Source organism: Mycoplasma sp. 1573 (assembly GCF_053851775.1).
On the sequence record NZ_JBSQBG010000001.1, the window covers coordinates 162,356 to 175,909 of the forward strand.

9 protein-coding genes and 1 rRNA gene are annotated in these 13,554 nt (G+C 31.0%); 6 read left to right on the forward strand and 4 right to left on the reverse strand.

Features of this window, described 5'->3' with window-relative positions:
* Positions 1-32 precede the first annotated feature (32 nt).
* The 4 genes from ACWXVT_RS00640 to ACWXVT_RS00655 are packed head-to-tail and all read right to left on the reverse strand — an operon-like array spanning position 33 to position 4,964.
* Complete coding sequence (locus ACWXVT_RS00640; protein ID WP_438341484.1) at positions 33-416, reverse strand: hypothetical protein; 384 nt, start codon at positions 414-416, stop codon at positions 33-35.
* The gene (locus ACWXVT_RS00645; RefSeq protein ID WP_438341483.1) at positions 400-1,197 is read right to left on the reverse strand and encodes a hypothetical protein; all 798 of its coding nucleotides are present in this window, start codon (positions 1,195-1,197) and stop codon (positions 400-402) included. Before ACWXVT_RS00645 ends, ACWXVT_RS00640 begins: the two co-directional genes overlap by 17 nt.
* Positions 1,190-4,606: an AAA domain-containing protein gene (locus ACWXVT_RS00650; RefSeq protein ID WP_438341482.1), complete on the reverse strand. Its 3,417-nt coding sequence runs from the start codon at positions 4,604-4,606 to the stop codon at positions 1,190-1,192. Before ACWXVT_RS00650 ends, ACWXVT_RS00645 begins: the two co-directional genes overlap by 8 nt.
* On the reverse strand, positions 4,596-4,964 hold the full coding sequence (locus ACWXVT_RS00655; RefSeq protein WP_438341481.1) for a hypothetical protein: 369 nt from the start codon (positions 4,962-4,964) through the stop codon (positions 4,596-4,598). The genes ACWXVT_RS00650 and ACWXVT_RS00655 overlap by 11 nt, the downstream gene beginning before the upstream one ends.
* A gap of 167 nt (positions 4,965-5,131) precedes the next feature.
* On the opposite strand from ACWXVT_RS00655, the gene trpS reads away from it, so the two are divergent.
* From trpS to ACWXVT_RS00685, 6 genes are all read left to right on the forward strand, one after another.
* Positions 5,132-6,121, forward strand: a complete 990-nt coding sequence (gene trpS, locus ACWXVT_RS00660; RefSeq protein WP_438341480.1) for a tryptophan--tRNA ligase — start codon at positions 5,132-5,134, stop codon at positions 6,119-6,121.
* Position 6,122: 1 nt separating this feature from the next.
* Positions 6,123-7,874 (forward strand): threonine--tRNA ligase, encoded by a 1,752-nt coding sequence (thrS, locus tag ACWXVT_RS00665; protein ID WP_455967669.1) that lies wholly within the window; start codon positions 6,123-6,125, stop codon positions 7,872-7,874.
* Position 7,875: 1 nt separating this feature from the next.
* A complete protein-coding gene (locus ACWXVT_RS00670; protein ID WP_455967670.1) occupies positions 7,876-8,364 on the forward strand; it encodes a hypothetical protein in 489 nt (162 codons plus the stop codon).
* Positions 8,365-8,405: 41 nt separating this feature from the next.
* A 5S ribosomal RNA gene (rrf, locus tag ACWXVT_RS00675) occupies positions 8,406-8,510 on the forward strand.
* A 115-nt stretch (positions 8,511-8,625) separates the two neighbouring features.
* On the forward strand, positions 8,626-12,618 hold the full coding sequence (locus ACWXVT_RS00680; RefSeq protein ID WP_455967671.1) for a hypothetical protein: 3,993 nt from the start codon (positions 8,626-8,628) through the stop codon (positions 12,616-12,618).
* A gap of 148 nt (positions 12,619-12,766) precedes the next feature.
* Positions 12,767-13,549: a hypothetical protein gene (locus tag ACWXVT_RS00685; RefSeq protein WP_438341476.1), complete on the forward strand. Its 783-nt coding sequence runs from the start codon at positions 12,767-12,769 to the stop codon at positions 13,547-13,549.
* Positions 13,550-13,554 lie beyond the last annotated feature (5 nt).

Consider the following 13,554-nt stretch of genomic DNA (forward strand, 5'->3'; position numbering starts at 1 on the left):
AAACCAGGGTGTTTTTTGTTTGATAAGTAAATCTATTTATTAAAATTTTGCAAGTTTAAAACAGCACTAGCATTGCGAATTGAGTTTTCCAAATCTAAAACAAGGCTTTTGAATTCTTGCTCACTCAAATTGGAGTCTTTTAGTCCTTTCTCAGCTCTTTCAATACTTAATTGTAATTTTGACAAAAACTCTACAGGGAAATTGTTTGTTGTGTTAAGTTTTGCAAGATATTTTTCCTGGATCTCCTGAGCTTGTAAGAGCAGTTTTTCTATTTTAGTTTGTTTTTCTTTTTTATTTTTAGAAGAAATAGAAATAATTGAAACAGTGGTTATTATTGGAACAACAACTATCAATGCTCCTACAGCAAATAAAACTCAGAAGAATTTTCAATTAAATTTTTTAGCTTTTTTGCTCATTCGTTCAACTTAATTCTTTGGAGATGGTATTTGAATTTATTTGAATATAAGCCCCAATGTTTCTTGAATATTCGATGGTTCAAAAAACTAAAGGTACAACAATTTTGTTATTTGCTTCAATCTTTATGTCGCCATTAATGTAGAAAGACACACTTCGCGAGAACGATGTTTTAAATGAGCTAACAAAAGCATTAGCTTTTTCTTCCATGTTTTGAATTCCATTAATTCTCTCGACGACATCTTGCAAGGTTTCATTTTTTAAATCAAATACAGCACTAAATTTGAATGAATTTGCCTTTTCATCACTAATAAAAGTTGGTTCACTTTGTTCAAAGCCTTTTAGCTCAATATCAAAAAATTTATTATTTGCCCCGACCGTGAAAATCACTGAATTTGTTGAATCATTAATTCTTAAATTAAATATGTCATAGTCCATTTTTGGGTCGGCAAGTTTTACATCAAAATATTCATTTAACGTTTTATTGTCGAATTTTTTTGTTTTACTGAATTGTGCAACAAAATCTTTTGCTGAAATCTGACCTACATTTTCTTTAGGTGTGATATCTACATAAAAAGTTTTGATTTCTTTTTCATCATAAATTTTATTTTTGTATGAATAAAGTCTCCATTCATTGCCGTTTGCTCTTAAAACTATTGCTGATGTACCAACTGCAATAATGCAAATTCCCAAAGTTCCTCAAAGAATAAATTTGCGATATCTTTTGAAAAAACTTTCTTTCTTTTCAAAACCTAATTCAGGCTCATTGTTTCTTTTAAACATTTAACCCACCTTCTTCATCATCAAACGGATTTAAAGAAAACTCCTGTCCGCTACTGTTTGAATTAGACTCTTCACTTTGTTCATTAAATATATTGTGTGTTTCTGTTTCTTGACTCTGAATCTTAGCGAACTCTTCGTTTTGAATTTCAATCTCATTTTGATCTTCAACTAAAATATCTTCAGTCTTATCCGTGTCAAAATATGCATTTTGTTGTTCGATTAGATCACTATTTTCAGTCTTTGTTGTGTCTATTTTCTTTTCTTTTTCTTTTAGAGTTTTAAAGTAGTTATTGATTGCTTCTCTGGCTTTTGTGATAAAAATGTCTTTGTTTACTTTTCATTCAATCTCATGAATTAAAACAATTGGATAATTTTTTGATTCTAAGAATTTTAGTTGATCATAGAATTTCAAATAAGCCTTTTCATTCCCACCGTATGAGTAATTGTCGATAACAAAACCTTGAATTATTCTATTTGTGTCATTATCAACAATAGCTAAATCTATTTTTTTTGTTCCAATTGAATAATCTAAATATAGTTGCAATGTAGGTCACTCACGAACTAGTGGATTCAGTGTTTTATATACTTCATTTAATAAATCCAAATTAACATCAATAACCGAAGTTTGAGTTCAATCTTCTTTTTTATCCATTTCAATGTAATTTTTCTTTTTTGCTTCACTTAAGTCTAAAAATCTCAATCATTCACGCAAGGTAATCAAGTCTTTAGATGAGTATTCATTTAACTTAATGTCATCAGCATAAATAGATTTAATAACAATCATTTTTTCTTTAGCTCTTGATATTGCAACGTTCAAGGCGTTTTTTCCGCCAGGACGAGCAACATAAGTTGATGAAAGGTTTGTGTTAGCATCATAAACAACACTAATAATTACTAAGTCTGCTTCATCACCCTGGATATTTTCAATGTTTTTTAAACTCAAACGCTCATCTTGTAAAGCTCTTTCTAGCTCTGGAAAATCAGAGAAAATTTTGTTAAAGATGTACTCTTGTTGCTTAACGTTGAAAACAAGCAGAATAATTTTTTTGTATTTATCTAGATTTTCCCTTACTTTTTGAATAGCGATATTTGCTTCTTTTTGGTTCAGTGAGTTGTCTCAAAATCCATCAGTTTGAATAACTTCAATTGTTTGTTCATCATTATCAATTTTGTAATCATCAACAACATCCAATTTTGAATCATAGAAAATTTTCGAACTAAAGGTCATCAAAGAAGCTCTTTTTGAACGATAGTTTTTGTCTAAAAGAATTTTGAAAACTCCTCTAGCAATAGCGTAATCTAATAAACTTTCAATACTTCCTAAATCTTCATCATCTTCAACTGTGTATGAAGCACTAAATCATTTGGTGGGTTGCATTTGTTTGTCATCTCCTGCAAACACCTTACGTTTTGCAAGATAAAGAATTGGCAATCCTTTTTCAAGAAAAATTTGACTAGACTCATCCAAAATAGCATAGTCGATTTCGTTTTTGGTTCACATTGACAAATCAGTATCAGGAGTTGCAACAATAACCGGGAATAACTTTTTGATCATGTTTTTGTGCTTGTGGAAAAACTTGTAAGGTTTTAAGTTAGCACTTCTTACACTTAAAGCAAAATCACGATATTCTTTTTCTTCTTCTTTTGTAAAGTTAGACATTTTAGCAACGATTTTTTCAATTAACATTTTTGCTAAAACTTTCGATGTGTTAACTTCAAGAGTTTTGTTACGCAACTGAATTTTGTAGAAGAAATCAATCTTTTTCAACGCATCAATATCAACACTTTGAATGTTTTTTACTACACGATTAATATTAATTTTAAGTAAGTTAGGATTTGAAGCTAAAACCATAGCAGCATCCTTAATGTTTTTTGGATACATATTAATCAGTGAAAGCAGTTTATTTTGCTTCTTATTATTGTTTACTTCATATAGTTTTTTAACAATTTCATTGTAATCAGTGGTGTCAGATTTGAAGCTGTAATTTAGATAAGGGTCTAATTTTTTAAGATCCTCTAAGGTTTGTTCGTTAATCTCGGCATTAGCCATCCCTGAATATACATTAACTACTTTTTCATAATCTGGAATTGAACGAATTTCTTTTGCATAGTCAACATATCTTTTTTCTTCCTGAGTAAGAATTTCAATGTATGGCTCACTTGCATTTGAGTTAAAGTTCTCAATTTTGTTTAAAAAGTCGTTTAAAGGATCATAAAATTGATCAAGTTTCATATTTTTGTCATTTAGCAAGAAAATACAAAAAATAGACAATTCTTTAAGTCTTGTTCTCAACACTTCAAGGGCTGCTCTTTTTTGACTGACAACTAAAGCGCTTCTGTCACGAGCTAGAATATTAGCAATGATGTTTGTGATGGTTTGACTTTTCCCTGTACCTGGAGGACCTCAAATTATTGTATCTTGGTATAGAGCACTAACGGTTGCACAGTCTTGTGAAAAGTTTGTTTTCTGAATTTTGTAAAACTTGAAGTTTTTATTAAAAATAACATCATCGATTTTTTCACGATATTCGTTTTTGTTAAATTTAGTTGCCAAGATTTCGTCAAGCTCATCGTTTTCAATAATTTTCTTCATTTGGTTTCATAAGTAACCACTTGACACATTGAAAAATCCTAGAATCAATCCTTCATGGAAAACAATGTTACGATCTAATTCATCAACAGAAATTTTTGGAATAGTATCTTTAAATTTTTCAGGAATTTTGAAAACTTTATTTCAAGAATTTCTGAAATCGTTGTAAACATCATAAATGGTTTTCTTAGTAAAATCGTACGAACTTGTGTCTAACGAATATCCAAATTGTTGCAAGAAAGCAACAAGTTTTGAGTTAATTTTAATTTCCGAAGCACTCTTTAAATAAACTTGTGAGTTTTTAATTTCAATTGTTACTTCTTTGAAGAACAAGGGTGCAAAAATGTCTTTTTTCTCAGTTCTTACTCCAACAAAGAAAAATCCAACATGCAAAGGTCAGATGTTTGTTTCAATATTGATGTCTTGTGCTTTTTTAAGGATTTTTTTTCACTTAGTAATTGATTTTTGATAACGATTTTCTAAATTGACAACTAACTCTTTTTTAGCAAATTCAAAATCACCATTCAGTAATGAATTGGCATTTTCAGGTAAGGGAATATTAAATTCTTTGAACGAGTCAGTAATTTCTTCAATTGTTTGTGCATTTTGAACTTTACGAATTAAATCTTTGTGCCCGAACTCATTAAATAAAATTTCAAAATCAGCTCTTGAACAAATCTTTTCGAAAGTTTTTTCACCATTCATTTTGAAGATATCAAAAAATCTTTCATTGTCAACCTGACAATAAAGTGAAGAGTCGTTATTGTTGATGTCTAAAAGGTTTGTAAGCAAAAAATCGTAATTGTGTTTATTTGACATTTTCAACCCTTTCCATAATTAATTTTTTAATATAAGCAGCGTTATTCCCGGTAACTAAACTTATAGAGGATGATGTTGCTACAACACCTGAAATTCCATCTAATTTTTTTATTTTTTCAATATCTATATCTTGGCGAACTTTAAAACCAATCTTAATCTTTTTGTTTGATGTTTCGACATTTAAAATATTCTTCTCACCACCCAAAAACAAAATAAGATCATTAATTGAAAAATCTATTTTTTCAGTAGTTGACAAGCGATCTTTAACTTCTTGTTGACGATATTTCTTTCATTTGAGTTTTATTAAACCTAGCGTGCAAATAATTAATGTGTAATATTTAATTTTATTTTTATTCATACTTAACCCCAAAGTGCTTAAATATAAGAAATTATAACAATTTAACGCTTGGGCTTCATTTTAAATATTAATATTTAATTTAAATCAAGTTTTGGTCTCTATCTATGTGTGCTTTTGAATGCTTTCAAATGTAATATAATATAAAATATTATTTACAAAGGATTTTTATGAAAAAAATAATTAGTGGAATAAAGCCGACAGGAGAGCTTACTTTAGGTAATTACATTGGAGCTTTAAAAAATTTTATAGACTTGCAAAACGATTATCAAACTTATTATTTTGTTGCTGATTTACATGCCTTAACAATGGGTGATAGCAACGCCAAAGAATTAGCAAAAAGCCGTCAAGAAGTTGTTGCTTTATACTTGGCTTGTGGTTTAGATCCAAATAAATCAGTAATTTTTTACCAAAGTGATATTCTAGAGCATGCCATGATTCAGTGACTGCTATGTACTGAAACGTCACTGGGTGAGTTAAACAGAATGACTCAATTTAAAGATAAAGCTCAAAAAGCAGTCAAATTAAGTAATGGGACTGAAACAATTCCAACTGGATTGCTGATGTATCCAACTTTAATGGCTGGAGACATTCTTCTTTATAATGTTGATGCCGTTCCTGTTGGTGAAGATCAAACTCAACACATCGAACTAACAAGAACACTTGCTAAAAGAATTAATAACAAATACAAAACTAATCTTAAGATTCCTGATGCCTTCGTTCCTAAAGTGGGGTCAAGAGTTAAGGATTTACAAGATCCAACTAAGAAAATGTCGAAGAGTGAAAAAAGCTCAAAAGGAACAATTTACTTACTTGAAGATCCGGAACAAGCCTACAAAAAAGTTCTCAAAGCAGTGACAGATTCAGAAAACAAAGTTTATGCTTCAGAACAAAAACCTGGAGTGACAAATCTACTAAATATTTATGCAAGTTTAAAATCAATAACTCTACAAGAAGCAGAAGAATTCTTTAAGGACAAAAACTATAAAGAATTCAAAGAAGCGGTTGCTCTAGAAGTTAAAAATTTACTAACAAAAATCCAAAATAATTTCCAACAAGCACTACGTGATGTAGAAAAAGTAACGCAAGAAGGAGCACAAAAAGCTCGTCCTGTAGCACAAGAAACACTTAATGAATTAATGACAAAAATGGGGTTCTAAAATGAATGACAAAAATGATTACAAATCAAAATTAAATCACACCACCAGCCACTTATTAGCAGCTGCAATTTTGAAACTATACCCTAACACAAAACTAGCAATCGGACCTTCAATTGAAGATGGTTTTTATTATGATTTCGATTTCGAACAACCACTAGTTGAAGAGGATTTAACTAAGATTGAAAAGTTAATGCAAGAATTAGCAAAACAAGACTATGAAATGGTTGAAGTAAGTAAAGATGAATATGATCTTTCAAATCAACCATACAAGCAAGAATTGTTTAATGAATTCAGTAAAAAGAAACGTAAAATCACTTTTTATGCACTGAAAAACACCAAAACAAATGAAACCTTGTTTGTTGACTTGTGTGCTGGAGGCCATGTTCATTCAACAAAGGAGATTAAACACTTTAAGCTTCTTTCACTAGCAGGCGCTTACTGAAGAGGGGACTCAAAAAACAAAATGCTGACTCGTGTGTATGGAACAAGTTGACCTACAAAAAACGAACTAATGCAATACCTTGAAATTCTTAAAGAAAGAAAAGAAAGAGACCACCGTAAAATAGGAAAAGAATTAAATATTTTCACACTAAATCCACTATGCGGTCAAGGTTTTCCAATCTGACTTGAAGATGGAATGAAAATCCACAATGCAATTCGTGATTATGTTTTAAAACTAGACAAACTTTATGGTTTTAGAGAAGTTTTAACCCCGCACTTTGGCGAAAAGAAATTGTATGAAATTTCAGGACACTGAGCTCACTATAAAGACACAATGTTCAAACCTATTAAGATGGATAATGAACAATTAATTGGACGTCCAATGACTTGCCCACACCACATTATGCTTTTTAATATGACAAGACGTTCATATCGTGACCTACCTATGCGTTATAGTGAACAATCACGTTTATATCGTTATGAAAAAAGTGGGGCTTTAACTGGTCTTGAGAGAGTTAGAGGAATGGATTTAACTGAAGGACACATTTTTGTTCGTCCTGATCAAATCAAAGACGAGTTTAAACATTTATACAAAATGATTTTACAAGCACTAAAAGATTTCAATATAGAAGTTGATCACATCTCACTAAGTTTAAGAGATCCTAAAAACAAGAAAAAATTCTTTGATAACGACGAAATGTGAAACAAAGCTGAAGATGATTTACGTGAAGTTTTGCAAGAGTTGAATGTTGAATATAAAGAATTTGAAGGAGAAGCTGCATTTTATGGACCAAAAGTTGATATTCAAATTAAAACAGCTCTTGGAAGAATCATTACTATGTCGACTCTTCAATTAGACTTCTTACTACCAAACCGTTTTGAAATGCAATATGTCGACGAAAATCAAAATTTAGTTACTCCTGTTTTAATTCACAGAGGATTAATTGGTACTTACGAAAGATTTGTGGCTATTCTTTTAGAACAAACTAAAGGAGTTTTACCTTTCTGATTAAGTCCAAAACAAGTGGTTATTGTCCCTATTAGTGATGACCAAATGGATTATGCTCGTGAAGTTTATGAATTATTATTATTGAACGATTTTAATGTTGAACTAGATGCAAGAAACGAAAGAATGCAAAAGAAAATTCGTGAAGCACAAATGTCAAAAGCAAAATATGTTGCTATTTTAGGACAAAACGAAAAAGAACAAAAAACTGTCAGCCTGCGTGCTTATGGTTCACAAGAAACTACAACTTACTCACAAGAAGAATTGCTAAATCACTTGACCAAATTAAAAAGAGAATTAAAATAAAATGTCTAAAAAAATTGAATCTTATCGTGTAGCCAAAATTTTAGGCCTTTCTTACCATGCGAGAATTGCTCTTTTTGGTATGGTATTCATTGTTATACCTGCCATTATTATGTATTTTGTTTTAGGTAAAGATGTTCCTACTGTTTACGAAGCTTATTCAAAAAACTTTACTTGATGACATCTAACACTAATTACTCTAGGAACCTGAGTATTATTGATGTTTCTTGCCTTTTTATTTATTAAAGTATTTCGTTGATTCGGATTTGAAGCGTATAACTTTTTTGTTCCCCTTTCATTAGTTATGCTCTCATTTACAGTCACAAGCGGGCTAAATGACTTATGATTTGTCCGTTTACTAGTTGTTGCTGTCTTATTTTTAACAATTCCACCAGTGGTTTTACTAAATAGAAAATTAGCAACTAAACAACTTAAAGCAAAGAAACAATACGATGAAGAACAAAGAAGAAAAAATCGTTCTTTATTAGATTAAAAATTTTTATCAAAATACTTTTTATTGTGCTACAATATATTCATAGCGACCAAAGCGAAGGTGTCCACCTGAACCCATTCCGAACTCAGCAGTTAAGCCCTTCAGCGCCGACGATACCTCCAAGGGAAAATAGGGCGTCGCTTTTTTTTATTATCTTTTTTTACTTAAACTTAAGGCAACCTTTTTAATGGGCTGCTTTTTAATTTAATTTATAATTAAATTGATAAAACATTTAAGAAGAAAGAACTAAGGAAAGACAAAATGAAAAAAACCAAAAAGACAAAGCTTTTAGCTTTGGCAGGACTTGTTGCAAGTACTGCAATTATTGCTACGCCTTTTATAGTTTTAGAAGTAAATAAAACTAAGAAAATTGACCCCGAAACAGGAATAAATAATCAGCCAGTAAGTATTAAATTCCTACCAGCTTTAAGCACTAATACAGGAGCAATAAATAAAGCACAAATACTTGCCAAAGATCTACAAAACAGTCTTGTTTTAAACAACTCATCTTCAACTAAGAATTTGACAGACGCAATCAGCGAAGGAAAAAGATTTTTCTGAAATAAAGAAAAGCAAGCAGTTTATTTTGCTAATAAAGAATTGCTAGTTAATGAGCTAAATGACAATAATATTGTTCTTAGTATAAACAGCGAAAAAACTAGTTTATTAACTGATGAAATTGATTTAGCTAATCACTTTTTACCAATTATCGACGTTGATGGTGTTAAACAAATCAATCATGAAATTAAAGCGAAAATTACCGATGATAACAACATAACATTTCTATTTAAAGTTGCGGTTTTAGATGGTAACGGAGAATATAATTTTTCAAAAACTTCAGTTTCTAACGTTATTGAAGCACAAAATCTTGTGAGTCAGTTGCCAAGTGATATCAAAGCAACTTCACCACTTTTAAGTGAAGAAAACCGTAGTGCTGAATCTGTTTTAGTAAAGAAAACACAAATTCGTGAAGTAAGCAAAAAAGATCTTAAAAAAGCAGCACTAGACACACAAAAATACACTCAAGAATTTGAAAAAATCCTGACTGATGCAAATGAGAAATTGAAACTAGCACTAAACAATCCAACAATTTTAAATAAAGTTTTTGCTGAAGGTATAAGCTTATATTTCAACACAACTAATCGAACAGTATTTTGATCTCCTAACGATCAATATTTTGCTTCAAATTCAAATGCTCCGATGTTTACGTTAGACTCAGCTATTAGTGACAAATTAATCTTAGTTAATGATGAAGCACCGGTAAGTAGTTTTAATTTACCAAATGTTAAATTGAATTACTCAATTGATACCGAAACTGAAACAATAACTATTAAATATAAAGAAGCATATGTTTACAAAACCTTGCAAACACCTTTAGTCAGCCAAAAAACATACCAAACTTCGATTCAAATACCAGGGCTTGTTCATGAAAAAACCCCATTGACTGAAGAGCAAATTTTTAAACAAAGTGAAGCATGAACTAACTTTGTTAACTGATATTCAAATACTGAAAACTTCAATCTTCAAATCAACGATCCTGACAATAAATTAGAATCAAGATTGAAACAAAAAAGACACTTGTTGTTCAATGATTCAAACAACACAATTTCTTGATCTACAAAACTTAATCCAACTGAACAAACTAGAGAAAAGAATAAAACTTTCTCTTTTGTAACTCCACTATTAGACAATGTAGTCTTAAGAAATGCTAATGACGAAAATAGTGATTTGATGGATTACACCTATGATCGAGAGACAAGAAAATTAGTTCTAAAATTCTACCCTTATATTAAAGACGGAGATAAAAAATACAAGGCAGAGCTTGAACAACCAATTGAAGCAAGTGTGGTCTTGCCACAAGTTCATGAAGAGCCAGTTACACCACCTTCACAACAAGACTTTAAACAAAGTCAAGAATGAAATGATTTCAAAACTTGATATCAAAATCTAGAAAACTTCAAAGTGAAAGTTCAAGATAAAGACAAAAAGCTTGAAACAAGACTAACAAAAGGAAATCTATTCTTTAACGATTCTAAAGACACAAGTGGTAAAAATAGTATTTCATGATCAACAAGTGTGTCACCCTCACAAGCAACAAGAACTAAGAATAAATCATTTGTTTTTGAAACTACATTCCCAGAAAACACTGTACTAAGAAATCCAAATGACGAAACAAAAGATAGTCTTACATTCAGCTATGATAAATCTAATAAGACTGTATCAATTACTTTCTACCCATACATTTCACACGAAAATAAACTATACAAAGCAGAGCTTGAACAACCAATTACAATTCAAGTTAACTTAGAGCAACAAGAACAACCGAATACTGATAATAACACTGAAAATCCAACACCGCCAACACACAACGATACTGATAATCAAGGTTCAAACACTGAAAACCCTGATGCAAATAATCCTCAACCAGCACCAAATCCAGAACAACAATTTAAAGCAAGTGAAACATGAAGAAATTTTGTTTCTTGATATTCAAATAAGGATAATTTCAAGACTGAGATTACTAATCAAGAAAAGCTAACTAGTGCAATAAAACGTAAATATCACTTCTTCTTAAATGCAGCAAGTAATACAATTGCTTGATCTTCATCTAAAACTCCAAAACAAACAACTTTAGATAAAAATAATGTTGTTAACTTATTAACAGCTCTTCCTGAAAATGTTTTAATCAAAAACGATTCAGATACTGATAACAAATGATTAAATACTGAATACAATGATGAAACTAAAGAGTTAACCATTCTATTCCATGCATATATTCAAAATGAAGGAACAGAATATAAAGATGAGAGTCAAGAACCTTTAAGAATTAAAATTTCACTACCTATTGACACAAATGAATTCGACACTTGAGCTGTAGGAGCTACAAACGGATTCCAAGTGATCGAAAACAAAAAAGATTTTTTGATTTCTGAACTTCAAAAAGAAGGCAAATTATTCTACAACGAAAACACTCAAAGTATTTTCATTGTAGGCAAAAAAGACAATCCAAATAGTGGAACTCTTGCAACAGACAATACAGTTCTTGAACTAAAAACTAAACTAGATCCAGCTAATGATAGATATCTAGTTGTTAATGGCGGTGCAAAACAGTACACTAAGAAAACAAATAAAGAAACTGGTGAAGTAACATATTCTCCAAACAAGTTTATAACTTATGAATACGATCAACGAGCCGCTAAATTAACAATTCACTACACAACAATGTTTATGTTGCCAGGTGATAGAGAACCTAAAGTTTCAGAACAAAAAACTACATACGAAATCAACCTTACCTCATCTTCTGAAACTCCAGCTTCAGATACAAACACCACACAACCTTCAAATGAAGGAAATGAAAATCAAAATATCGAGATAAACACATTTGATGATTTTAAAAACAGTCTAAAAATTAATGCTCTTAAATTAAAAGATGGTAAGTTAGATGCACTGAAAAAAGCAATCAAAGACAATAAATTAGACTTATATTACTACTACCGTTCAGGAACAATCGTTAACAAAACCGGTAAAAAATTTGATACAAGAAATACCATCTTTGAGCTAGTTAATAAACCAACAAACAGTTACCAACTTGCTTCTCCAGATTCAGAGCAAGGCACAACAGAAGCTAATGGAAAACTTGAAACTGAAGTGGCCAACAACGTACTAACTATTAAATTTAAAGCATTAGAATACAAAGGAAAACAAGGCCCTCACAATGTTTCTGATGAAGTTTATACATTTACATTTAATTTAGGACAAGATTCATCTAATACAGAAGATAATGATTCTTCTTCAGGTTCTTCAACTGCACCTGAAACTGAAACTCCTTTAAATGAACAAGCTTACGAAACTTGAGCTAGATCATTAACTAGTGAAGATTTCACCCTAACAAGTGATACTGAAAAACTTAACCAAGCGAAAGAATTACTAGCAAAAGAAAAAGGAACAAGTATCCACTACGATCCCGATGCCCAAACACTATATTTCACAGAAGGCGATAAACCTACTGCTAAAAAGGCAGAAAAAGCTAACGTTCTACTGTCACTAAAACCAGAAAAACAAAACCAGTCAGGATATGTTTTAGCAAATGATTCCAGACCTATAAATGGAAAGAAAAAGAAAGTTCCTAACTATTATCTTTCATCAACTTATGATGCTGCAAACAGTCAATTAACAGTATCATTTAAAGCATTGAGTTCTGAGTCTAATCCAGAAGCTTCACAAAACAGTTACTCGCTAACATTTACCATTTAGTTGTATTTAACGCCCAATTTAGGGCGTTTTTTTTACTGAAAAAGCACTCATAATAACACACTTTTTTGACTAAAATGGCAAATATAATATAATTTAATTATGGAGAATTGTTGTTCTTCATTCAAACACAAGGAGAAAAAAAGTCTAAATGAAAAAAACTAAAAAATTTTGAAGTTTGATTTCAACTGTTGCCATAGCATCAGTATCGCTATTATCAGTTCCTGCTATTGCAGCTCAATGCAAGAACACAACTGAAGATCCTAAAAAATCTGAAACACCAGCCAATCCAACTCCTGAAACACCTACTCCAGCAACACCATCCACTGATGCAACCACACCAGCAACTCCAGTAGAAGGTTCAAATACTCCCGCTACTCCGGTTGAAACTCCGACAGTAGAAAATATTACAACTGCAGAGGAATATGGTAAATATGTATCAGAAAAAGGATATAAAGTTAAAGACGAAGCTGCCGGAAAAACACTATATGAAAAACTAAATGCAAACAAAAAACTTTGATATGAAAGAAACTCAAGATCAATTATTTGATCAGATGGTGATACGCCTGTTTGAAAAACCGAAGCGAGCGCTAATGCTGTATTAGTTTTACCCGAAGACTCATCAGTAAATCTAAATCAAAATGTTCAACTTGCTAACCCTACAGATCCAACCTACACTAATAAAAGAAACCAAACAGCTATCTCATCTCAAATAACATATGAATTTACAGACAGCAAGTTAACACTAAAATTTAAAGGTGCTAAATTCATTCCGAACGCTGCTCCAGAAATTGGTCAAACTGAATATTCAGTAACAATCGATTTAAGTGCTTACAAACCACAAACCACTGAATCACAGCCTTCATCAGAAGCAGCCACTACAACACCTTCAGAAACAGCACCAGCAACTACAGAATCTACAACAACTGCTTAATACAA